The following is a 22,565-nucleotide window of genomic DNA, read 5'->3' on the forward strand; positions in this document are numbered from 1 at the left end:
TGAGGCTTCGGCCGGCGCGGTCGAGACCGCGGCCTTCGTGCTGGGGCTCCGGGCCCGCGGCGTGCGCGACGCCGCGGTGCTCGGCGCGATGGAGCGGGTGCCGCGGGAAGCCTTCGCCCCCCTCGCCTTCCGCGACCTCGCCCGCCGCGACCTCGCCCTGCCGCTCCCCTGCGGCCAGACCATGACGGCGCCGAGCGTCATCGCCACGATGCTGGCGGCGCTCAACCCGCAAGGAGCCCGGGTGCTCGAGATCGGCACCGGATCGGGCTACGCCACCGCCCTGCTGCTGCGCCTCGGGGCGGCCGAGGTGGTGAGCCTCGAGCGCTACGCGACGCTCGCGCGCAACGCCCGCTCGCGCCTCGACGCGCTCGGCTTCGACGCCGCGATGGTGGCGCTCGCGGACGGCCATGCGCCGCCGGAGGAAACCGGCGGGTTCGACCGCATCCTCGTCAACGGCACGCTGCGCGACCTGCCCGACTCGCTGCTGGCGCGCCTGAACCCGGGCGGGCGCCTCGTCGGGGCGCTCACGACGCCGGCGGGGCCGCGCCTCGTCGCCATCGCCCAGGAGGCGGACGGCCCGTGGCGGCAGGTGCGCGAGACGCCGCTGCGCATCGGCCCGCTGACGCCCGGTCTCGCGGCGGCGCTCTGACGCGCCGACGCGTCCACTCCCGCCACGGCCCCGCTTGATGAGCCCGAAACATCGCCCCGCAACGGAAGCTTAACCTGAATCCTGTTTGAATCCCGGTCATAGGGTTGCGTGGATGTACGGGTGCGTCGATGCGGGATCGCGGGGCAGGCAAGGGGATGCGGAGGCTGTCGCGCTTCGCCCTCATCGGGCTGATCGGGGGCGCCACGGCGGCCTGCAGCACCGATGCGGTGCGGCTCGATCCGTTCTCGAACCCGTTCTCATCGAGCGCCAGCGGGGAACCCGGGGCCACCGGCAGCCTGCCCGAGGGTGAGGCGCTGACGGCGCCGGTGCGCTCGGCGCCGATCCAGTCGCGGCCGCTGGCCGCCCCCCTGGCGTCGCCGGTCACGAGCCGCCCGCTGGCCGCCGCCCCGGTCCTGACGCCCCGCGTCGCCGCCGCGGCGCCGGTGACCGGCGGCCCGGCCGGCTGGTCGCCGACCGGCGGCACCACCATCACGGTCGGCGCCAACGACAGCCTGAACCAGATGTCGACCCGCTTCGGCGTGCCGGCCGCCGCGATCCTCCAGGCCAACGGCCTGTCGAGCGCCGCGCAGGTCACCGCCGGCCGCCAGATCGTGATCCCGGTCTACCACGCCGGCGGCGCGGCGATGAGCGCCCGCACGGTGCCGCCGGCGCCACGGATGCAGGTCGCCGAGGCCCGCCCCGCCGAGACCCGCGCCCCCGAGCCGGTGCGTCGGGTGGCCGAGGTCGCGCCCCGTCCCGAGCCGGTCCGGGCCGAGCCCGCCCGCCGCGAGCCGGAACCGGCCCGCAAGGCCCCCGTCCGCCCCGGCCAGGCCGAGGCGAAGCCGGTGGCGCCCGCCGCCGCCGAGCGCGCCGCCAAGCTCAACCTGCGCAAGCCCGAGCCGCGCGAGGAGGAGGAGCGGGTCGCGAGCAAGTCGCAGGCGAAGGCCACCGCCAAGGTCGCTGCGCGCCAGCAGGACGACGACGAGGACGAGAAGGCCGCCGTGAAGCCGAAGGCCGCCAAGGTCGAGGCCCGGAAGCCCGAGCCCAAGGTCGAGCACAAGCCGGAGCCGAAGGTCGCCGAGAAGGCCAAGCCCGAGGTGAAGAAGGTCGCCGAGCTGCACAAGCCCGAGCCCACGAAGATCGAGGCCAAGGCCGAGACGAAGCCCGAGCCCAAGAAGCCCGAGCCGAAGCCGGTCGAGGCCAAGGCCGAGATCAAGAAGCCCGAGCCGAAGAAGGTCGCCGAGGCGAAGCCGGAGCCGAAGCCCGAGCCGGCCAAGCCCGTGAAGGTCGCGGCCCTGCCCGAGAAGGCGCCCGAGCCCGCGCCGGCTCCCGCCCCGGCGGTCGCCCCGGCGGCGCCCGATCCGCAATCGACCTTCCGCTGGCCGGCCCGCGGCCGGGTGATCAACGGCTACGGCTCGAGCGGCAACGAGGGCATCAACATCGCGGTGCCGGAAGGCACGCCGGTCAAGGCCGCCGAGGAAGGCACCGTGGCCTATGCCGGCAGCGACGTGAAGGGCTACGGCAAGCTCGTCCTGGTGCGCCACGCCAACGGCTACGTCTCGGCCTACGCCCATAACGGCGAGATCGACGTGCGGCCGGGCGAGAAGGTGAAGCGCGGCCAGACCATCGCCAAGTCCGGCGCGTCGGGCAACGTGACCTCGCCGCAGCTGCACTTCGAGATCCGCAAGGGCGCCACCCCGGTCGACCCGATGCCGCACCTCGCGAGCAACTGAACGTCGATCGAGGGTGAGGAAGAGCGGGGCGCGCGAGCGTCCCGCTTTTTTCGTGACCGACATCCACTTCGTCGGAAAATGCTCTAGCGGGACGCGCCCTCCCCGAGTTCCGCGTCCATCCGCGCCGCCAGGGCGAAGAACCGCCGCCGCACCTCGGCCGAAAACGGGTTCTCGCGCTCGATCGCGTGGTAGACCTCCGGGGCGTCGTGCCGGACCATGCCGACCGCCTGCATCACCAGGTCGAAGCTGCGGGTCGTCATCCGGGTCGGCAGCGGCTCCATCGCCACCAGCACCTTGGCGATGAGGTGCGTCAGGCCCTGCACCGCCGCCGCCTCGCGGTCATGCGCCTCCGGCGTGGTCAGGATCACGGTGAGGCCGAGGGCGCGGCGCAGGAAGGCGCCGACCCGTCGCGTCCGGCCGCCCCGCACCGGGCAGAGCGCGATCTTGAGCCCGCGCAACCCGTCCCGCGCGCTCTGCGGCCCGAAGAGCGGATGGGTGGCGACGATGTCGATGTGGGCCGGCAGCCCCGCCCGCATGATCTCGGCCGGCCGCACCTTCACCGAGCCGACATCGAGGACGAGGGCGCCCGGCCGCAGGTGGGGAGCGATGTTCTCCACCACGGCGGCGAGGGTCGCGACGGGGGTGGCGAGGATCACCACCGGGCAGGCGGCGGCCTCGGCGAGCGTGGCGGGCGCGGCGCCCGTTTCCGCGATCGCACCCGCGGGCACGAACGGGTCGTGGACGCGCAAGTCGGCGTGCGGCCCCAGATGCGCGGCGACGAGGCGTCCGAAGGCGCCGAAGCCGATCAGGCCGATCGAAACGGGAGGATCGAGGGAAAACGGCACGGGAAGACCTCGGGGATGGGCGAGGTCGGCGGGCCTGGACCTTGGGGGGAAAGCCTCAACCGCCGACACGTCGCAGCGGTTGAGAAATGACGAGCACTCCGCCGCTTAAGGCTGCGGCGCGGGATAGAGTCCGGTCGGGAGGGCGCTGGTCATGGCCGAGCCTGTAGCTCCCGCCGGCCGGCGCCGTCAATCGGGCTCTGCCCCGTTAGAACTCGATACCCTCCTGCGCCTTCACACCGGCCGTGAAGTGATGCTTGACGAGGGTCATCTCGGTCACGAGATCGGCGGCGGCGATCAGCTCCGGCTTGGCGTTGCGGCCCGTCACCACGACGTGCAGGTCGGGCCGGCGCCGGCTCAGGGCCTCCACCACGTCCGCCAGCGGCAGGTAGTCGTAGCGCAGCGCGATGTTGAGCTCGTCGAGGACGAGGAGCCGGATCGCCGGATCGGCCATCAGCGCCTCGGTCGTCGCCCAGGCGGCGCGGGCGGCGGCCACGTCGCGGTCGCGGTCCTGGGTCTCCCAGGTGAAGCCCTCCCCCATCGTGTGCCACTCGACCTGGTCGGCGAACCGGTCGAGGGCGAACCGCTCGCCGGTCTCCCAGGCGCCCTTGATGTACTGCACCACCCCGACCCGCCAGCCGCGGCCGAGCGCCCGCAGCATCAGCCCGAAGGCCGCCGTCGATTTGCCCTTGCCGGGGCCGGTATGGACGATGAGCAGGCCCTTCTCGATGGTCTTGCCCGCCACTTCGGCGTCCTGGACCGCCTTGCGCTTCTCCATCTTGGCGCGGTGGCGCGCCGCCTCGTCGTCGCTCATTGCGTCTCTCCCTTGATCGTCATGGGCAGGCCCGCCACCACCAGCACCACCCGGTCGGCGAGCGCGCCCAAGCGCTGGTGCAGGCGGCCGGCCTCGTCGCGGAACCGGCGGGCGAGCGCGTTCTCGGGCACGATGCCGAACCCGACCTCGTTCGAGACCAGCACCAGGGGCCCGGGCGCCGCGGCGCAGGCCGCGAGCAGCGCCGCGACCTCGGCGGCGAGGTCGGCCTCCTCGTCCAGCATCGCATTGGTGAGCCAGAGCGTCAGGCAATCGACCAGCACCGGCCGGCCCGGCGGCGCCCGGCGGATCGCCCCGGCGAGATCGCGCGGCGCATCCACGGTCTCCCAGGGCGGCGGTCGGCGGGCGCGGTGCAGGGCGATGCGCTCGCGCATCTCGTCGTCCCACCCCTGCGCCGTCGCGACGTAGAGCCAGGGGCCGGCCCGCGCCGAGACCAGCCCCTCGGCATAGGCGCTCTTGCCCGAGCGGGCGCCACCCAGCACCAGGGTCAGGCGCGGCGCGGCGCGGGTCTCGTCCGGCACGGAACTCTCCTCGGGCGCGGGGGTCGGGTGGAAATCCATCGAATGGGGGGTGTCGGGGGACGGGGCGGCGATTGCAAGCCCGCAGGCGAGCCGCTAGGGTCTTCGCGACGGTGCCTCGGTCACGAGGTGAAAAGGGAACGCGGAAACCGGGATCGTTCCGGCCTGCCGCGGCTGCCCCCGCAACTGTGAGCGGACGATTACGGCCCGCCATCGGCCACTGGAGCGATCCGGGAAGGCGGTGGGCCGGTGTTGAGAGCCCGCGAGCCAGGAGACCTGCCGTCATCCTTTCCTCTCGACGCCGCCGGTGGGGCGGCAGGAGTTTCGTCATGGTCGCGATCACCCGTTCCCTCTCCCCCGCCCTGGTCGGCGAGCGCCTGAGCGCCGTCCTCCTGGCCGCCACCCTCGGCGTCGGTCTGCTGTTCGTCTCCGGCTTCGCGCCCGTGGTCGCCCTGCACAACGCCGCGCACGACTGGCGCCACTCCGCCAACTTCCCCTGCCACTGACCAGGGACTGACCGAACGCGGCTGCGCGGCCTGCGCCCTTCACGGGGTGCGGGCCCGTTTCCCGTTGGTCGTGCAGGGGATCCCATGACGAAACGACTGCTCGCCGCGGCCCTGGTCGCCGGCTTCCTGGCCGCCTGCGTGGCGTCCGTGCTGCAATTCGCCCTCACCTCGCCGCTGATCCTGGCGGCGGAGAAGTACGAAACGGCCGAGACCGCCGGGCCGGCTCTCGCCGGCAGGGCCTTGTCCAACCCGCTGATCGTGCTGGCCCATGCCGGACACGACCAGGCCGGCCACGACCATGGCGGCGAGCCGCAATGGCAGCCCGCCCCCGGCCTGCCGCGCCTCGCCTTCACGGCCCTCGCCACCCTGGTGAGCGGCGTCGGCTACGCCTTGCTGCTCGGCGCCGTCCTGGTCGCGACCGGCCGCACCGTGACGCCGGGCGAAGCGCTCAAGTTCGGCATCGGCGGCTTCCTGGCCGCCGGCCTCGCTCCCGCGATCGGGCTGCCGCCGGAACTGCCCGGCATCGCCGCGGCGGGCCTCGAATCGCGCCAGCTCTGGTGGGTGGCGACCGCCCTCGCCACGGCGGCCGGCCTCTACCTGATCGCGATCCGCCGCGGCCCGGCGGCGATCGGCATCGGCCTCGCCCTCCTCGTCGCGCCGCATGTCTGGGGCGCGCCGCACGGGCCGGAAGAAATCTCCGCCATGCCGCCGGTCTTCGCGGCGCAGTTCGCCGCCCGGTCGCTCGCCATCGGCTTCGCCTTCTGGGCGGTGCTCGGCCTCGCCTTCGGCTGGGCCTGGGGCGCCGTGGCAGGGCGGACGGGGCATCCCGTCCGCAGCGGGGTGGCGGCATGAGTGATCCGGTTGTCCTCTACGTCTGCACCACCTGCCGCGACGCCGCCGATCCGGCCGACGGCCCCCGCGCCGGGGCCCGCCTGCATGACGCGCTGGCCGCAGCGCTGGCCGCCCGGCCCGGCGCGCCGGTCACGATCGAGCCGGTGGAATGCCTCTCGGTCTGCAAGCGGTCCTGCACGGTCGCGGTCGCGAGCCCCGGCCGCTGGACCTACGTCTACGGCGACCTCGACCCGGCGACCTCCGCCGACATCATCCTCGACGGCATCGGCCTCTATGCCGGGACGCCGGACGGAATCGTGCCCTGGCGCGAGCGTCCGCAGGAGTTCCGCAAGGGTGTCGTCGCCCGCATCCCTCCCGCGCCGGTGAACGCATGACCATCCTCAACAAGATCCCCTGCACCATCGTCACGGGCTTCCTCGGCGCCGGCAAGACGACGCTGGTGCGCCACGCGATCGAGCACAACGACGGCCGGCGGCTCGCCATCATCGTCAACGAGTTCGGCGATGTCGGCTTCGACGGGTCCCTGCTCGCCGAATGCGGCATCCCGGGCTGCGACGCCGACGCGGTGGTGGAGTTGCCGAACGGCTGCATCTGCTGCACCGTCGCCGACGACTTCGTGCCGGCGCTCAACACGCTCCTCGACCGGCCGGAGCCGCCGGAGCACATCCTGATCGAGACCTCCGGCCTCGCCCTGCCCAAGCCCCTCGTCCAGGCCTTCAACTGGCCGGCGATCCGCTCGCGGGTGACCGTCGACGGCGTGGTGGCGGTGGTGGACGGCCCGGCGGTGGCCTCGGGCGCCTTCGCGGACGATCCGGAGGCGCTGGCCGCGCAGCGTGCGGCCGATGCCAGCGTCGACCACGAGAACCCGCTGGAGGAGGTCTTCGAGGACCAGCTCCTCTGCGCCGACCTCGTGGTGATGAACAAGTCCGACCTCCTCGACGAGGGCGAGCGGGCGCGCGTCCGCGCCGAGGTCGAGGCGCACCTGCCGCGTGCCGTCAAGCTCGTCGAGACCGCCCACGGGGCGCTGGATCCCCGCGTGCTGCTGGGCCTCAACGCGGCCGCCGAGGACGACCTCGCGGCCCGGCCCTCGCATCACGAGACGGAGGAAGACCACGATCACGACGACTTCGAGAGCGTGGCGATCCCCGTCGCGGCCGCGGGCTCGCCCGAGGACCTCGCCGCCCGCGTCGCCAAGGCGGCCGAGGTCGCCGGCGTGCTGCGCATCAAGGGTTTCTGCGCCGTCGCCGACAAGCCGATGCGCCTCGTCGTCCAGGGCGTGGGCCGCCGCGTCGCGCACCACTACGACCGTCCCTGGCGCCCGGCCGAGCACCGCGACGGCACGCTGGTGGTGATCGGGCTCACGGGCTTCGACAAGGCGGCGGTGACGGCGGCGCTGAAGGGCTGACGGAAACGGTACGCCGGTTCCGGCGTACCGGGTCTCGCAGACTGCGACGGGCCGTCCATGCCGGGAAGAAGCGCGGATCGTCCCCTCTCCCCGTCCGCGGGGAGAGGAGGGACCCACGCTTTACTTTCGAAGCGCGATGCCTGACGCCATGGCGTCGGGTTGAGGCCGAACCTCGACTGTCGAAACCCCCAGCCCCGGAGGGCCATCCCATGTCGGAGCCGGCGCCGCGGCCCTGGAGCGTGCAGGAGTTCTTCTCCTGGCAGGAACAGCAGCCCGAGCGCTACGAGCTGGTAGGCGGGGTGCCGGTGCGCCTGATGGCGGGCGCCCGGAACGTCCACGACGACATCGTCGTCAACCTCGTGGCGGAGTTCCGCACGCGCCTGCGCGGCACGCCGTGCCGGCCCTTCACCGGCGACGGCAGCGTCGAGACCCTGCCCGGCCAGATTCGCCGGCCCGATCTCGGCGTCGATTGCGGGCCCCGTGATCCGAACGGGCTGAGCGCGGCCGAGCCGCGGCTCGTCGTCGAGGTGCTGTCGCCTTCCACGCGCGACTTCGACGCCTTCGACAAGCTGGAAGAGTACAAGACGCTGCCGAGCCTCGCGGTGATCCTGCTGGTCGAGCCGAACGCGCCTGAGATCGCCCTATGGCACCGGGATGCGGATGGTGTCTGGCAGCGTCGCCTCGTGACGGGTCTCGACGGGACGATCGATCTGCCCGAGTTCGGCATGACCCTGGCGCTGGCGGAGGTCTATGACGGCGTCGCCTTCCCGGCGCGGCCCCGCCTCGTCTCGGGGACCGGGGACTAGGATGCACCTCCTCCGCGTCGATACGGTCTCCCTCGACGAGGGCGAGGCGGCGGTCGATCTGGGCCAGGCGCCCGGCGACATCGTCGCCCTCTCCTTCACCGATTCCGACCTCGCCGGGCTCGCCGGCGCCTATGCGTCGCTGTCGGGCGACTGGCCGAGCCTGCGGCTCGCCAAGATGGCGCAGCTGCGCCACCCCCTCTCCGTCGACCTCTACGCCGACGCGGTGATCGCCCAGGCGCGCTTCGTGCTGGTGCGCTGCCTCGGCGGGATGGATTACTGGCGCTACGGCCTCGAGCGGCTGGCCGAGACCTGCCGGGCCCACGCCATCCCCTTCGTCGTGCTGCCGGGCTGCGACCGGCCCGATCCGCGGCTCGCCGCCATCTCGACCGTCGCGCCGGAGCTGCGCGACGCCCTCGACGGCTACGTCCGGGCCGGCGGCGTGGAGAACCTGCGCGGCCTCCTGACCCGGATCACCGCCGAGCTCGGCCGGCCGGTCGTCGCCGGGCCGCCCCGGGCGCTGCCGCGGGGATTCGCCTGGTGCCCAGGCTGCGGCCCACTCGACGCGCTCGGCCCAGCCTCGCCCCTGCCCCGTGCCCTGGTCCTCGTCTACCGCTCGGCGATTCTCGGCGGCGACACGGCGCCGGCTGCCGCACTCGCCGCCGCCCTGTGGGAGCGGGGTCTTGCTCCCACCATCGTCGCCGTCGCGAGCCTGAAGGACCCGGAGGCGGTGGCGGTCGTGCGCGAGGCGGTGGCCGCGCACCGGCCTGCCGTGATCGTCGCCGCCACCGCCTTCTCGGCCCGGGACGAGGCCGGTTTCGTGCTCGACGCCGCCGATTGCCCGGTGATCCAGGCCTTCACGGTCGGCTCGGGCCGGGACGCCTGGGCGGCCTCCGCCCGCGGGCTCAACGCCGCCGACCTCGCCATGCAGGTGGCCCTGCCGGAATTCGACGGGCGCCTCTCCGGGTTCCCGGTCTCCCACAAGGAGGAGGCGCCGGAGGTCGAGGGGTTTCGCGAGCGCCGGGCGGTGCCGGATTTCGCCGGCATTGCCGCCACCGCCGACCGGGCCGCCGCCTGGGCCCGCCTCGCCGGCATCCCGCGGGCGAAGCGCCGCCTCGCGCTCGTTCTCTCCGACTACCCGGCCCGGGGCGGCCGGGCCGGGTTCGCGGTCGGGCTCGACACGCCCGCGAGCACGAGGGTCATCCTCGACCTGCTCCACCGCGAGGGCTACGCCGTCTCTGACATTCCCGAGCCCGACGCCTTGATGCGCCGCCTCACCGAGGACGCGCCGGGCTTCGCGGTGCCGCTTCCCGCCTACGAGGCCTGGCGCGCCCGGTTGCCGGAGGGAGCGCGCGCGGCGCTCGCCGCGGAATGGGGCGAACCCGCCGACGATTCGGCCTGCCGGGACGGCGCCTTCCGGTTCCGGGCGGTGCGGGCCGGCCGCGTGCTGGTGGCGCTCCAGCCCGACCGGGGCCACAAGGGCGACCGGAAGGCCGGCTACCACGACCCCGACGCGGTGCCCTGTCACGCCTATCTGGCGTTCCACCTCGCCCTGCGCGCCGAGGCGGATGCCCTGATCCATCTCGGCACCCACGGCACCACCGAGTGGCTGCCCGGCAAGGCGGCGGCACTCTCGCCCGCCTGCTGGCCGGCCCTCGCGGTCGGGGCGCTGCCGGTGGTCTACCCGTTCATCGTCGACGATCCCGGCGAGGCGGCCCCGGCCAAGCGCCGCATCGGCGCCGTCACGATCGGCCACCTGCCGCCCGAAACCGCCGCCGCCGGGCTCGACCCCGAGGCCGCGACCTTGCGCGAACTGGTGGAAGAGTATTCCGCCGCCACCGTGCTCGATCCGCGCCGCGCCACCCTGATCGCCCGCGGGATCCTGGAGCGGGCCGGGGATGCGGGGCTGCTTGCGGCGGCCGGCATCGACCGCGACACCCCGATGCCCGACGCCCTGGCCGCCCTCGACGCGCATCTCTGCGACCTCGCCGAGGTGACGATGCGCGACGGGCTGCATGTCTTCGGCGAAGCGCCCGAGGCCCATCCGGCCTGCGGCCCCGCCGAGCGGGCGGGGCTGCTCGCGGCGTTGGACGGGCGCTTCGTGCCGCCGGGCCCTGCCGGCTCGCCGGCCCGCGGCCGGGCCGACGTGCTGCCGACGGGGCGCAACCTCGCCACCCTCGATCCCCGTGCCCTTCCGACCCGGGCCGCCACGATGCTCGGCGAAAAGGCCGCGACGGAGGTGGTGCGGCGCTACCTCCAGGACGAGGGCGAGTACCCGGCCCGCCTCGTCATGGACCTGTGGGCCTCCCCGACGCTGCGCACCGGCGGCGAGGACGTGGCGCAGGCGCTCGCGCTGATGGGCGTGCGCCCGACCTGGGACCACGCCTCGACCCGGGTGACCGGGTTCGAGGTGCTGCCCCTCGCCCTCCTCGACCGCCCGCGGATCGACGTGACGGTGCGGGTATCCGGCGCCTTCCGCGACACCTTTCCCGACACCCTGGCGCTCCTCGACCGGGCCGCCCGGGCGGTCGCCTCCCGCGAGGAGGAGGACGCCGACAACCCGCTCGCCGCGGCCCGCCGCCGGGGCGAGGCGCCGGCCCGGGTCTTCGGCGCCGCGCCCGGCCGCTACGGTGCCGGCACCGCGTCCCTCGCCCTCGACGGCCAGTGGTCCGGGCGCGGCGACCTCGCCCGGGCCTACCTCGACGCCACCGCGGAGGCGACGGGGGCGGAGGACGCCGATTTCGCCGCCCGGGTGGCGGCGGCGGACGCCTACCTGCACGCCTTCGACGTCGCCGAGCGCGACCTTCTCGACGGCGATGCCGGCGCCGACGCGATGGGCGGCTTCTCCGCCGCCGCGGTCTCGCTCGGGGCGGCGCCGGCCCTCTACAGCCTCGATACCAGCCGGCCCGAGGCACCGAAGGCCCGTACCGCCCGCGAGGATGTCGCCCGCCTGGTGCGCGGACGCCTCGCCCATCCGCGCTGGATCGCCGCGCAGCTCCGCCACGGCTGGCGCGGCGCGCAGGAACTGGCGCAGGGGTTGGACGCCGTGTTCGTCATGGCCGCCGCCACCGACGCGGTCGCGGATGCCGAGCTCGACCGGCTCTACGACGCCTATCTCGGCGATCCGGAGGTGCTGGCTGCGATCGAGGCGGCCAATCCCGGCGTCGCCGCGGCGCTCCGGTCCCGCTTCGCCGCGCTACGCGACCGGGGCCTGTGGCGCAGCCGGCGCAACTCGCTTGCCGCCCTGGAGCCGCGCGAGGCCGCCGAATGAGCGTCGATCCCGCTCCCCGCCGCGGCTGGTGCCCCGGCCTCGCCCGGCCGATGCCGACCGGCGACGGGCTCCTCGTCCGCCTCCACCCGGTCTCCGGCCGGCTCTCGGCCGGGCAGGTCCGCGCGGCGGCCCGCGCGGCCCGCGAGGGCGGCAACGGCCTCCTCGACGTGACGGCGCGGGGCAACCTGCAGATCCGCGGCGTGACCGTGGAGAGCCACGGACACGTGGTAGACATCCTCGCGGAAGCGGGCCTTGGCGACGCGCGCCACGACGGCGGCCCGCAGCGCCTGACCCTCGACGCGCCGCTCGAGGGGGCGGATGTCCTCGCCGTCGTCGCGGCCGTGGAGGCGATCGGCCGCGAGGTCGCGGGGCTGCCGGCCAAGACCCTGGTGGCGGTGGAGGACGCGGCCGGCGGGCTCGGGCCGGTCGAGGCGGATGTCTGGGTGCGGGTGGCACCCGACGCAGAGGGCCGCCTCACCTCGATGTCGCCGTATCGGGCGCGAGTTCTCTCCTCTCCCCGCGGGCGGGGAGAGGGCTTCACCCCCCTCGTCGGGGGTGAAGCGAGCGCAGGCGCAGCCGAAGCGGGGGTGAGGGGGTCTCGACGCGTGAGACTCCTCCGGAGATACCCCCTCACCATCGGCTGCCGCCTCGTTTCGCCCCCGACGAGGGGGACGAAACCCTCTCCCCGCCCGCGGGGAGAGGAGATGCGCACCGGGCGGCGAGCGGTGTCGGAAGGCGCCGAAGACACACTTTTTCCGGCGCTCCAACTCGCCATCGCAACCCCGGCCGCCCCGCTCTGGCTCGCGCCGATGCCGGGCCCCGCCGCGCTCGCCATCTTACGCACGCTCCTGCTCGGCCTCGCCGCCTCGGGCGCCCGCCGGATGCGCGCGCTTCCGGACGCGGAGCGCGACGCCCTCCTCGACGGCCTCGAACGGGGCGACGCGCCGCCGGCCGGCACCGTGCATCCCGCCGGCCTGCACGGCCTCACGCTCCTCGCCGAACTGCCCTTCGGCCGCTGCGATGCGGCCCTCCTCGACCGCCTCGCGGCGTGGAGCGAGCTTTACGGGGACGGCCACATCGCCCTCACGCCGAGCCGGGGCGTCGCCCTGACGGCCCGGGACGAATCCACCGCCGCGCGCTTGCGCGACGAGGCCGCCGGCCTGATCGTCGATCCCGCCGACCCGCGCCGCGCCGTGGCCGCCTGCCCCGGCGCGCCGGCCTGCGCGTCGGGCGGCACCCCGGCGCAGGGCGACGCGCCACGCCTCGCCGCCGCCTTCGCGGCCCTCTCCCGGGAGGGCGCCACCGCCCACGTCTCCGGCTGCCCGAAGGGCTGCGCCCATCCCGGCCCCGCGACCCTGACCCTGGTCGGGCGGCCCGACGGGCGCTACGGGGTGGTGCTGGACGGCCAGGCCGGAACCGACACCGATCGCGTCCTGACTTTCGGTGCCGTGCTGGAGCGGCTAGAGAGCCTTCGCGATTTGTCCAGCCCATGGGCCGAGACCGGCCTCAGAGACGCCTTCCGGGAGCCCGCATGAACCCGCGCCTCGACTACATCCGCGACGGCGCCGCCATCTACGCGCGCTCCTTCGCGATGATCCGCGCCGAAGCCGACCTCGCGCGCTTTCACGGCGCCGCCGAGCGGGTGGCGGTGCGGATGATCCACGCCTGCGGCATGACCGACCTCCCGGCCGATATCGACCTGTCGCCGGATTTCGCCGAGGCCGCCGAGGGCGCCCTGCGCCGCGGCGCCCCGATCCTGTGCGACGTCCGCATGGTCGCCGACGGAGTCACCCGGTCCCGCCTGCCGGCCAGCAACGAGGTGATCTGCACCCTCTCCGACCCGCGGGTGCCGGAACTGGCAAAAACCCTCGACACCACCCGGAGCGCCGCCGCGATGGAATTGTGGCGTGACCGGCTCGCCGGTTCGATCGTCGCCGTCGGCAATGCGCCGACCGCGTTGTTTCGTCTGCTCGAGATGCTGGACGAGGGCGTGGCGCCGCCCGCCGCGGTGATCGGCATCCCGGTCGGCTTCGTCGGTGCCGCGGAATCGAAGGACGCGCTCGCGGCGGACGGGCGCGTGCCGTTCCTGGTGGTGCGCGGCCGGCGCGGCGGCAGCGCCATGGCGGCGGCGGCCGTCAACGCGCTCGCCAACGAGGTCGAGTGATGGACGGCCCGTCCGATTTCCTCAAGGCCGACCCGGCCGAGATCCCCTCCGCCCCGACCGGCGCGGTCACCGGCACGCTCTACGGCGTCGGCATGGGGCCGGGCGACCCGGATTACCTCACCGTGCGGGCGGTGCGGGTGCTGGAGCGCGTCCACCACCTCGTGCATTTCTGCAAGGCCGGCAAGCGCGGCAACGCCCGCACCATCGCCGACGCGGTGGTGCGGGACGCCGCCCGCGAATGGCCGCTGCCCTACCCCTACACCACCGAGCTGCATCCCGAGGACCCGGCCTACGTGGCGGCGCTCGCGGCGTTCTACGACGAGGCGGCAGACAACCTCGCCGCGGTGCTGGCGGCGGGGCGCGACGTGGCGATCCTGTCGGAGGGCGATCCCTTCTTCTACGGCTCGTTCATGCATCTGTGGCGCCGCCTGAAGGACCGCTTCCCGGTCGAGGTGGTGCCGGGCGTCACCGGCATGTCGGGTTGCTGGACCCGGGCCAACACCCCGATCACCTGGGGCGACGACGTGCTGACGGTGCTGCCCGCCACCCTGCCGCACGCGACGCTGGTGGCGCGCCTCAAGACCACCGACGCCGCCGTGGTGATGAAGCTCGGCCGCCACCTGCCGAAGGTGCGCGCGGCGCTGAACGAGGCCGGGCTGATCGGCCGTGCGGTCTATGTCGAGCGCGGCACCATGGCGGGCGAGAGCGTGACGCCGCTGGCCGAGAAGCCGGACGACACCGCGCCCTATTTCTCGATGGTGCTGGTGCCGGGCGAGGGCCGCCGGCCGTGAGCGGGTCCGTCACGGTGATCGGCCTCGGGCCCGGCGATCCGCGCTACCTCACGCCCGCCGCGCAGGCGGCGCTCGACGCGGCGCAGGACCTCATCGGCTACTTTCCCTACGTCGCCCGGGTGCCGGAGCGGCCGGGCCTGACGCGTCATGCCAGCGACAACCGGGTCGAGGTCGACCGGGCCCGCCACGCCCTCGCACTCGCCGCCGCCGGCCGGCGGGTCGCCGTGGTGTCGGGGGGCGATCCCGGGGTCTTCGCCATGGCGGCGGCTTTGTTCGAGGCGCTGGAGGCGGGCGATCCGGCCTGGCGCGCGCTGTCCATCACGGTCGAGCCCGGCATCACCGCGATGCTGGCGGCGGCGGCGCGGATCGGCGCGCCGCTCGGCGGCGATTTCTGCGCCCTCTCGCTGTCGGACAACCTGAAGCCCTGGGAGGTCATCACCGCGCGGCTGAACGCGGTACTGGCCGCCGATCTGGTGATCGCGCTCTACAACCCGATCTCGCGGGCCCGGCCCTGGCAGCTCGGCGCGGCCCTCGGCCTTGCCGCCGAGCACCGCGCGCCCGAAACCCCGGTGATCCTCGCCCGCGCCGTCGGCCGGCCCGACGAGGCGATCCGCATCCTGACGCTGGCCGAGGCGCGGGCGGCGGAGGCCGACATGGCGACGCTGGTGATGATCGGCGCGAGCGCGACCCGCCTGATCCCGCGGGAGGGGCAGGCTCCCTTCGTCTACACCCCGCGCTCGGTCGCCCGATGAGCGTCGAGCCAGGCCAGCACGTCGTCGATCCGCGAGACCTGCGCCACCTCCGGCAGCGCGGGCTGGCGCACGATGACCACCGGCAGACCCAAGGCCCGGGCCGCTTCGATCTTGCCGTAGGTCGCCGCCCCGCCGGAATTCTTGGTCGCCAGGACCTCGACGCCGTGGGCGCGCATCAGGGCGGCCTCGTCCGCGGCGCCGAAGGGCCCGCGGGCCTCGATCGGCGTCACGTCGATCCCCGGCAGCGCATCGCCGACCGGCTCGATGGTGCGCACGAGGTAGCGGTGCTGGGGCGCGGCCGCGAAGGCGGCGAGTTCGAGGCGCCCGACCGTCAGGAAAACCTTTCGCGGCGCGTCTCCGAGCGCCGGCACGGCCTGCGCCACGGAATCGACCTCGCGCCAGTCGTCGCCGGGCGCGCGGGTCCAGGCCGGGCGCCGCACGGCGAGGAGCGGCACGCCGGCCGCACGGCTCGCCGCCGCGGCATTGCGCGAGATGAGTCTGGCGAAGGGATGGGTGGCATCGATCAACGCCGCGATGCGGTGCTCGCGGAGATAGGCCGCCAGCCCTTCCGCTCCGCCGAAGCCGCCGATGCGGGTGCGCACCGGCAGGGCCAGCGGCGCCGTGGTGCGCCCGGCGAGCGACAGGGTGACGTCGTGGTCCGGCCGGTCGGCGAGCCGCCGCACCAGAGCGGCGGCCTCGGTGGTGCCGCCCAGGATGAGGATGCGCATGGCCGCCTTGTCGCCTGAGGTCGCCGCCGTGTCGAGCGCCGCCCCCTGGCTCGCCATCGTCGGCATCGGCGAGGACGGGCGGGCCGGCCTGTCGCCGGCCGCGAGCGCCGCCCTCGACGGCGCCGGGCTCGTGATCGGCGGGCGACGCCACCTGGAACTGGCCGGCCCGCTCTCCGCCGAGACCCTGGCCTGGCCGAGCCCGCTCTCGGACGCGTATCCGACGATCCTCGCCCGGCGCGGGCAGCCGACCTGCGTGCTCGCCACCGGCGATCCGTTCCATTACGGCGTCGGCGCCGAGCTCGCCCGGCTGGTGCCGGTGGAGGAGATCGCGGCCTATCCCCAGGCGTCCGCCTTCAGCCTCGCCGCCGCCCGGCTCGGCTGGCCGCTCGCCGAGGTCGCGTGCGTGACCCTGCACGGGCGGGCCCTGGAGCGGGTGATCCCGCATCTCCAGCCCGGCGCCCGGCTCCTGGTCCTGACCTGGGACGGGTCGACGCCGGAAAAACTCGCGGCCTTGCTGACGGCGCGCGGCTTCCCGCGCTCGCGCCTCACCATGCTCGAAGCCATGGGCGGCCCCCGCGAGCGCCGCCGCAGTGCCCTGGCGGCCGCGTTCTCGGAGCGCGGCATCGACCCGCTCAATACGGTCGCAATCGAGGTCGTGGCCGAGCCGGACGCTCGGGTGATCCCGCTGGCGCCCGGCCTCGACGACGCCTGGTTCGAGAGCGACGGCCAGCTCACCAAGGCGGAGATCCGCGCCGTCACCCTGGCGGCCCTGCGCCCGCGCGCCGGGCAGGTGCTGTGGGATGTCGGTGCCGGTTCGGGCTCGATCAGCATCGAGTGGTGCCTGCGCCATCCGGCGAACCGCGCCATCGCGATCGAGGCGCGCGAGGACCGCGCCGGCCGCATCCGCCGCAACGCCCTCGCCCTCGGCGTGCCCGACCTGCGGGTCGTGGTCGGCCGCGCCCCGGACAGCCTCGCCGGGCTGCCGGCCCCGGATACGGCCTTCATCGGCGGCGGCGTCTCCGATCCGGCCCTGGTCGCGGCGGTGCTCGGCGCCCTGCCCCGCGGCGGGCACCTCGTCGCCAATGCGGTGACGCTGGAGAGCGAGGCCCTACTGCTGCGCATGCACGCCGAGCACGGCGGCACCTTGCGGCGCCTCTCGGTCGCCCGGGCGGAGCCGGTCGGCCATCTCACCGGCTGGCGCACCGCGATGCCGGTGACGCAATGGGCGCTGGCCAAGCCGTGATGGGCCTTGTCATCCACGCCCGGGTCCCGGGCTCGGCCCCGCCGCCCGCGCTCCAGCACGGCCCCGGCCGCGCCCCCGCTCCCGCGACGCCGCGCGCGCTCGTCGCGGGCATCGGCTTTCGCCAGGCCACCTCGGCCGAGGAGATCCTGGGTCTGGTAGCCGAGGGCCTGCGCCAGGCCGATCTGCCGGGCGCGCATCTCGCGGCGCTCGCCACCGCGGAGGACCGGGCCGGCGATCCGGCGATCCGCGCGGCGGCCCAATCCCTCGGCGTGCCCCTCGTCGCGATCGGGGTCGAGGCCCTGCGCGAGGCCGGCCGCCGGGTCGTCACCCGTTCCGTCCGCATCGAGGCCCTGCGCGGCGTCGGCTCGCTCGCCGAGGCTGCCGCCCTCGCGGCATCCGGCCCCGAGGGGCGCCTTATCCTGCCCCGCATCGCCTCGGCGGGTGCCACCTGCGCGCTCGCCGCCAGCGGAGACGCCCTGTCGTCATGATCCACTTCATCGGTGCCGGCCCCGGGGCCGCCGACCTCATCACCGTGCGGGGCCGCGACCTGATCGCCCGCTGCCCGGTCTGCCTCCATGCCGGTTCGCTGGTGGCGCCCGAGATCCTGTCCTGGTGCCCGCCCGGCGCCAGGATCGTCGACACCGCCCCGCTCTCCCTCGACGCGATCATCGACGAGATGGCGGCGGCGCACGCGGCCGGTCACGAGGTGGCGCGGCTGCATTCCGGCGACCTCTCGATCTGGAGCGCGGTGGCCGAGCAGACCCGCCGCCTCGACCGGCTCGGCATCCCCTACGACCTCACCCCCGGCGTCCCCTCCTTCGCCGCCGCCGCCTCGGTGCTGGGGCGCGAACTGACGGTGCCGGAACTGGCGCAATCGGTGGTGCTCACCCGCACCAGCGGCCGTGCCTCGGCGATGCCCGATACCGAGCGCCTCGCCGCCTTCGCGGCGACCCGGGCGACGCTCGCCATCCACCTCTCGATCCATGTCGTCGGGACGGTGGCGGCGGAGCTGATCCCGCATTACGGCCCGGATTGCCCGGCGGCGGTGGTCTTCCGGGCAACCTGGCCGGACGAGCGGGTTTTGCGCGGCACCCTGTCCACCATCGCCGATCAGGTCGCCGCGGCGGGACTGGAGCGTACGGCGCTGATCCTGGTCGGCCCGGCGCTCGGGGCGACGGAGTTTCGCGAGAGCGCGCTGTACGCGGTCGATTACGACCGGCGGTTCCGGCCGGGCGGAGCGGTGACGGTCCCCGCCGGCCCCCGGTCGACGTGATCCGGCTCCCGGCCGTTGTGGGTTTCACCACAGTACACGACATTGAAGTAAGTGGAGGCCACCACGCGGGCGTTCCACCCCCTTTCCCGGACGACTGGAGCGTCAGCGGAAGGAGATCCGGGATCCAGCAGAGGACATGCCGCGAAGCGGCTCAACCTGTTGCACCGTCGCAGACAATGAGACGCTTCGCGGCTTTTCGTGCTGGATTCCGGATCTCTTTCCGCTTCGCTTTAGTCGTCCGGAAAAGGGGTTGGTTTGCAATGGGTCATGGAGCCTGGCTGCACGGTTCCCGGACAGGGTCGTGTACCGTGGGGTTTCGCAACTCCGTCCGGAGACATCGTGTATGCGGATGAGAATCGCCACCGACGCCGATGCCGCCGTGCTCGCTCGGATCCATACAGCGAGCTGGAGAGCGGCGTATCGAGGGATCCTCGATCCGGACTTCCTCGCCGGTCCGATCGAGCAGGACCGTCTGGAAGCCTGGACCGGCCGCATTGGGCCGCATCATCCGCAGGTGACCGCTCTCATCGCCGAGGAGGCCGACGGGCCGGTCGGTTTCGTCTGCGCGGTCGGAGCGGAGGATGAGCGTTGGGGAACGCTGATCGACAACCTCCACGTCTTGCCCGAGGCGAAGGGGCGAGGCTTGGGGACGGATCTGCTCGGAGCCGCGGCCGAGTGGTCCTTGCGCGCCTACCCCGCGTCAGGAATCTACCTGTGGTGCTTCGAGCAGAACGAACCGGCCCGCCGCTTCTACGAGCGGCGCGGCGGCGTGATCGCCGAGAGGAGCCGGCACTCCGTTCCCGGCGGCGACCGGCCGGTGATTCGCTACCATTGGGCCGATCCCATCGTTATCGGCCAATCCGAGTCGAAAGACCGTGCCTGACGCGACGTGAACCGATGGGGCGGACTAGATTCGAATCCTGATCGTCGGTCCGTCGGTGCGATGACAATAGGTCTCACCCCACCGGGTGAAACGGCGCCCGCCCGACCAGACCGCCCTCCCGGTCGAACACCACCACCTCGAGCGAGCTGCCCGACCCTGCCAATGCCCGGGCGGCGGTGGCCCAGGCGTAGCGGGCGACGAGATCGGCGAGCGGCAGGTCGCTGCCTTGCGCGAGCCGCAGCACCTCGAGGGCGGTGTTGGCGCCGGCTGCCCGCCGGGCGAGGTCCGGGGTGCCGCCGGCCTCGACGACCCGCTCCGACAGCCAGGCGAGATCGACCGGGCCGGAGCGCGAATGCAGGTCGAGGAGGCCGTGTCCGAGCTTCGCCATCTTGGCGATGCCGCCCGCCACCGTGACCCGCGGCACCGGATGGCGGCGCAGGTATTTCAGCATGCCCCCGGCGAAGTCGCCCATGTCGATCAGCGCCTGGGGGGCCAAGCCGTGCAGGCGTGCCACCGCCTCCTCGGAGGTCGAGCCGGTCGCGCCCGCGACGTGGTCGAGGGCGCCGGCCCGGGCCACGTCGACCCCGCGATGGATCGAATCGATCCAGGCCGCGCAGGAATAGGGCACCACCACCCCGGTCGTGCCGAGCACCGACAGGCCGCCGAGGATGCCGAGCCGGGGGTTCAGGGTCTTCTGGGCCAGCAACTCGCCGCCCGGGATCGACACCTCGACCACCACGTCCGGCGGCCCGCCGAGGCCGGCGGCGGCCTCCAGGATCGCGGCTGCGATCATCCGCCGGGGGGCCGGGTTGATCGCCGGCTCGCCGACCGGCAGCGGCAGCCCGGCCCGGGTCACCGTGCCGACGCCGGGGCCGGCCCGGAACGCGATGCCGGAGTTCGGCGCGCCCCGCCGGACCGTGGCCAGCACCAGAACCCCGTGGGTCACGTCCGGGTCGTCGCCGGCATCCTTCACCACGCCCGCGAGCGCGCCGTCCGCGACGGTCGCGGTCCGGGCGAGCGCGAAGGCAGGGCGGGCGCCGCTCGGCAGCGGGATCTCGACCGGGTCCGGGAAGGCGCCGGTGACGAGACCGGCATAGGCCGCCTTGGCGGCGGCGGCCGCGCAGGCGCCGGTGGTCCAGCCGCGGCGCAGGGTCTCCCGTGGTCGTGTCGCATCCATGCGGCGTGGTATCACCCCGCGGCGGCGCGGTGAATGTGCGCCGACCGTGAGACGATGGAAGCTTTCGTGACCCCACGCCCCGCCCGCGGCCTCCTGATCGCCGCCGCCCGTTCCGGCTCCGGCAAGACCACCGTGACCCTCGCCCTGCTGCGGGCCCTGCGCCGGCGCGGGCTGGCGGTGGCCGGGGCGAAATGCGGGCCGGACTACATCGATCCCGCCTTCCACGCCGCCGCGACGGGACGCCCGAGCTACAACCTCGACAGCTTCGCCATGGACGGTGCCCTGCTCGACGCGGTGGCGGGCCGGGCCGGCGAGGCGGCCGAACTGGTCCTGGCGGAGGGCTCGATGGGGCTGTTCGACGGCGTCGTGGCGGAAGAGGGCCGCAGCGGCGCCAATGCCGACATCGCCGCCCGCTACGGCTGGCCGGTGGTACTGGTGCTCGACGTCTCGGGGGCGGCGCAATCGGCCGCCGCGACGGCCTTGGGCGTGCGGGCCTACGACCCGCGCCTCCAGCTCGCCGGGGTGATCCTCAACAAGGTGGCGAGCCCGCGCCACCGCCGCCTCGTCGAGGTCGGCCTCGCCCGGATCGGCGTGCCGGTCCTCGGCGCCGTGCCGCGGGAGGCCTCCCTGGTGCTGCCCGAGCGCCATCTCGGCCTGATCCAGGCCGGCGAGACCGCGGACCTGGAGGCCCGTCTCGACCGCCTCGCCGATCTCGCGGAGGCCTCGATCGACCTCGACGCCGTGGCGGCCGCCGCCGGCGGGCATGTCCCGGCACCCGGGACCGGGCTCCTGCCGCCGCCGCCCGGGCAGCGCCTGGCGGTGGCGCGCGACGCCGCGTTCTCGTTCGTCTACCCGCATCTGGAGGCCGGCTGGCGGGCGGCAGGGGCCGAGATCGTGCCGTTCTCCCCGCTCGCCGACGAGGCGCCGCCCGCAGGATGCGACGCCTGCTGGCTGCCCGGCGGCTACCCGGAGCTGCATGCCGGCCGGATCGCCGCGGCGTCGCGCTTCCTCGACGGGTTGCGGGCCTTCGCCGAGACGAGGCCGGTCCACGGCGAATGCGGCGGCTACATGGTGCTGGGCGAGAGCCTGGAAGATGCCGAGGGCGCGACCCACCGCATGGCGGGGCTCCTCCCGGTCGCGACCTCCTACGCCCGGCGCCGGCTGCATCTCGGCTACCGGATCGCCACGCTCGTCGGGCCGGGCTCCCTCGGGCCGGCCGGCCAGGGCCTCGTCGGGCACGAGTTCCACTACGCGAGCGAACTCACGCCTCAGCCGGGGCCCGACGAGGCCCTGGCCGAGGTCACGGATGCGGAAGGGCGCCCCCTGGGTCTTGCCGGACACCGGCGCGGCCGGGTCAGCGGCAGCTTCTTCCACCTCGTCGGGCTGCGCTGACGGCAGCCCGGAGGGGGTCGCGGGGCGCCTACTCGGCGGCAGTCGCCGTCGCGGTCGCCTCGGCGCTCGCGGCGGCGGCCGAGCGGCCGAGGCGGGCGGCCGAGCGCACGATCGCCAGCACCTCGCGGCGCAACTGCTCGTCCTCGATCTGCACGTAGGCGCGCAGCAGCTCGATCGCGCCCTGCGCGCTCAGGAAGCCGAAGACGTTGTCGTCGCTGCCGTCGCCGCCGGTCTGGTCCTCGAAGAAGGCCGAGACCGGGACCTCGAGCAGCCGGGCGATCTCGCGCAGGCGGCCGGCGCCGACGCGGTTCTGGCCCTTCTCGTACTTCTGGACCTGCTGGAAGGTGACGCCGACGGCATTGCCGAGGGCGGTCTGGCTCAGTCCCTTGGCCTTGCGCAGGGCCGTGATCCGCACTCCGACGAGCCGATCGACCTCAGTGGTTTGCTTGGGCATCGGTCCTCAACGTCTTGGTTCTGGCCTGTCGGAGGCTCCGTCCCGGTGACCGGGCTGCCGCCGTCCCGCGTCATCCATGCCCGCGGGCCGGCCGGGGCGGTCTCGCGCCGGCAGCCTCGCGGCTCCCATTCGGGCCGGCAGCGAAGACGCCTCGCCTCCGGTCCACCCTCTCGCCTCCCCGGCTCGTCCCGGTCGATCCGCCGCGTCGGGCGTTTCCGGTGAGCCGAATGGCCAATCATTCCGTTCGCCCGTGCCGTTTCTAAGCCGGTTCGGGACGCGCATGCGGGTCTGACATGC

Annotated in this window: 23 protein-coding genes and 1 riboswitch; of the genes, 17 read left to right on the top strand and 6 right to left on the bottom strand. The window is 74.4% G+C overall.

The genetic code is table 11. The features are described from left to right. Positions 1-37: 37 nt before the first annotated feature. Positions 38-649: a protein-L-isoaspartate O-methyltransferase family protein gene (locus miv_RS15435; protein WP_048425752.1), complete on the top strand. Its 612-nt coding sequence runs from the start codon at positions 38-40 to the stop codon at positions 647-649. Positions 650-804: 155 nt separating this feature from the next. Next, positions 805-2,382: a peptidoglycan DD-metalloendopeptidase family protein gene (locus miv_RS15440; protein WP_244748539.1), complete on the top strand. Its 1,578-nt coding sequence runs from the start codon at positions 805-807 to the stop codon at positions 2,380-2,382. An 83-nt stretch (positions 2,383-2,465) separates the two neighbouring features. On the opposite strand, the gene miv_RS15445 is transcribed toward miv_RS15440, so the two are convergent. From miv_RS15445 to cobU, 3 genes are all read right to left on the bottom strand, one after another. After that, positions 2,466-3,227, bottom strand: coding sequence for a prephenate dehydrogenase/arogenate dehydrogenase family protein (locus miv_RS15445; protein ID WP_048425718.1), 762 nt, complete (start codon positions 3,225-3,227; stop codon positions 2,466-2,468). A 205-nt stretch (positions 3,228-3,432) separates the two neighbouring features. Beyond that, positions 3,433-4,038 (bottom strand): cob(I)yrinic acid a,c-diamide adenosyltransferase, encoded by a 606-nt coding sequence (gene cobO, locus miv_RS15450; protein ID WP_048425719.1) that lies wholly within the window; start codon positions 4,036-4,038, stop codon positions 3,433-3,435. Beyond that, positions 4,035-4,547: a bifunctional adenosylcobinamide kinase/adenosylcobinamide-phosphate guanylyltransferase gene (cobU, locus tag miv_RS15455; protein ID WP_048425753.1), complete on the bottom strand. Its 513-nt coding sequence runs from the start codon at positions 4,545-4,547 to the stop codon at positions 4,035-4,037. Before cobU ends, cobO begins: the two co-directional genes overlap by 4 nt. A gap of 121 nt (positions 4,548-4,668) precedes the next feature. Beyond that, a riboswitch (cobalamin riboswitch) is annotated at positions 4,669-4,872 on the top strand. A gap of 31 nt (positions 4,873-4,903) precedes the next feature. On the opposite strand from cobU, the gene miv_RS15460 reads away from it, so the two are divergent. The 10 genes from miv_RS15460 (at position 4,904) to cobJ (ending at position 15,118) form a co-directional block, all read left to right on the top strand. After that, on the top strand, positions 4,904-5,080 hold the full coding sequence (locus miv_RS15460; RefSeq protein ID WP_048425720.1) for a CbtB domain-containing protein: 177 nt from the start codon (positions 4,904-4,906) through the stop codon (positions 5,078-5,080). Positions 5,081-5,164: 84 nt separating this feature from the next. Continuing rightward, a complete protein-coding gene (locus tag miv_RS15465; protein WP_048425721.1) occupies positions 5,165-5,932 on the top strand; it encodes a CbtA family protein in 768 nt (255 codons plus the stop codon). Further along, positions 5,929-6,306, top strand: a complete 378-nt coding sequence (locus miv_RS15470; protein WP_048425722.1) for a DUF1636 family protein — start codon at positions 5,929-5,931, stop codon at positions 6,304-6,306. The genes miv_RS15465 and miv_RS15470 overlap by 4 nt, the downstream gene beginning before the upstream one ends. Beyond that, positions 6,303-7,337: a cobalamin biosynthesis protein CobW gene (cobW, locus tag miv_RS15475; protein WP_207177737.1), complete on the top strand. Its 1,035-nt coding sequence runs from the start codon at positions 6,303-6,305 to the stop codon at positions 7,335-7,337. Before miv_RS15470 ends, cobW begins: the two co-directional genes overlap by 4 nt. A gap of 209 nt (positions 7,338-7,546) precedes the next feature. Continuing rightward, positions 7,547-8,143 carry a Uma2 family endonuclease gene (locus tag miv_RS15480; RefSeq protein ID WP_207177738.1) on the top strand — a complete coding sequence of 199 codons (597 nt, stop codon included), beginning with the start codon at positions 7,547-7,549 and terminating at the stop codon, positions 8,141-8,143. A 1-nt stretch (position 8,144) separates the two neighbouring features. Continuing rightward, positions 8,145-11,411 (top strand): cobaltochelatase subunit CobN, encoded by a 3,267-nt coding sequence (cobN, locus tag miv_RS15485; RefSeq protein ID WP_207177739.1) that lies wholly within the window; start codon positions 8,145-8,147, stop codon positions 11,409-11,411. After that, positions 11,408-12,946, top strand: coding sequence for a nitrite reductase (locus tag miv_RS15490; protein WP_207177740.1), 1,539 nt, complete (start codon positions 11,408-11,410; stop codon positions 12,944-12,946). The genes cobN and miv_RS15490 overlap by 4 nt, the downstream gene beginning before the upstream one ends. Next, the gene (locus tag miv_RS15495) at positions 12,943-13,575 is read left to right on the top strand and encodes a precorrin-8X methylmutase (RefSeq protein WP_207177741.1); all 633 of its coding nucleotides are present in this window, start codon (positions 12,943-12,945) and stop codon (positions 13,573-13,575) included. The genes miv_RS15490 and miv_RS15495 overlap by 4 nt, the downstream gene beginning before the upstream one ends. Next, positions 13,575-14,366 carry a precorrin-2 C(20)-methyltransferase gene (locus miv_RS15500; protein WP_207177742.1) on the top strand — a complete coding sequence of 264 codons (792 nt, stop codon included), beginning with the start codon at positions 13,575-13,577 and terminating at the stop codon, positions 14,364-14,366. The genes miv_RS15495 and miv_RS15500 overlap by 1 nt, the downstream gene beginning before the upstream one ends. Next, the gene (cobJ, locus tag miv_RS15505; protein ID WP_207177743.1) at positions 14,363-15,118 is read left to right on the top strand and encodes a precorrin-3B C(17)-methyltransferase; all 756 of its coding nucleotides are present in this window, start codon (positions 14,363-14,365) and stop codon (positions 15,116-15,118) included. Before miv_RS15500 ends, cobJ begins: the two co-directional genes overlap by 4 nt. On the opposite strand, the gene miv_RS15510 is transcribed toward cobJ, so the two are convergent. Continuing rightward, positions 15,091-15,846, bottom strand: a complete 756-nt coding sequence (locus tag miv_RS15510; protein ID WP_207177744.1) for a cobalt-precorrin-6A reductase — start codon at positions 15,844-15,846, stop codon at positions 15,091-15,093. The genes cobJ and miv_RS15510 overlap by 28 nt on opposite strands. Here miv_RS15510 and miv_RS15515 point away from each other — a divergent pair. The 4 genes from miv_RS15515 (at position 15,845) to miv_RS15530 (ending at position 19,245) form a co-directional block, all read left to right on the top strand. Next, complete coding sequence (locus tag miv_RS15515; protein ID WP_048425729.1) at positions 15,845-17,089, top strand: bifunctional cobalt-precorrin-7 (C(5))-methyltransferase/cobalt-precorrin-6B (C(15))-methyltransferase; 1,245 nt, start codon at positions 15,845-15,847, stop codon at positions 17,087-17,089. The genes miv_RS15510 and miv_RS15515 overlap by 2 nt on opposite strands. Further along, the gene (locus miv_RS15520; protein WP_082172041.1) at positions 17,089-17,577 is read left to right on the top strand and encodes a cobalamin biosynthesis protein; all 489 of its coding nucleotides are present in this window, start codon (positions 17,089-17,091) and stop codon (positions 17,575-17,577) included. The genes miv_RS15515 and miv_RS15520 overlap by 1 nt, the downstream gene beginning before the upstream one ends. After that, positions 17,574-18,362, top strand: a complete 789-nt coding sequence (cobM, locus tag miv_RS15525; protein ID WP_207177745.1) for a precorrin-4 C(11)-methyltransferase — start codon at positions 17,574-17,576, stop codon at positions 18,360-18,362. The genes miv_RS15520 and cobM overlap by 4 nt, the downstream gene beginning before the upstream one ends. 349 nt (positions 18,363-18,711) lie before the next feature. Continuing rightward, entirely contained in the window at positions 18,712-19,245 is a 534-nt protein-coding gene (locus miv_RS15530) for a GNAT family N-acetyltransferase (protein WP_158004004.1), read from the top strand. Positions 19,246-19,318: 73 nt separating this feature from the next. Here miv_RS15530 and miv_RS15535 read toward each other — a convergent pair whose 3' ends face one another. After that, on the bottom strand, positions 19,319-20,422 hold the full coding sequence (locus miv_RS15535; RefSeq protein WP_048425732.1) for a cobalt-precorrin-5B (C(1))-methyltransferase: 1,104 nt from the start codon (positions 20,420-20,422) through the stop codon (positions 19,319-19,321). 54 nt (positions 20,423-20,476) lie between these two features. On the opposite strand from miv_RS15535, the gene miv_RS15540 reads away from it, so the two are divergent. After that, positions 20,477-21,814, top strand: coding sequence for a cobyrinic acid a,c-diamide synthase CobB (locus miv_RS15540; RefSeq protein WP_048425733.1), 1,338 nt, complete (start codon positions 20,477-20,479; stop codon positions 21,812-21,814). A 28-nt stretch (positions 21,815-21,842) separates the two neighbouring features. Here miv_RS15540 and miv_RS15545 read toward each other — a convergent pair whose 3' ends face one another. Next, positions 21,843-22,268 (bottom strand): helix-turn-helix domain-containing protein, encoded by a 426-nt coding sequence (locus miv_RS15545; protein ID WP_048425734.1) that lies wholly within the window; start codon positions 22,266-22,268, stop codon positions 21,843-21,845. Positions 22,269-22,565 lie beyond the last annotated feature (297 nt).

The organism is Methylobacterium indicum (assembly GCF_017347565.1).
Classification (GTDB): Bacteria; Pseudomonadota; Alphaproteobacteria; order Rhizobiales; family Beijerinckiaceae; genus Methylobacterium; species Methylobacterium indicum.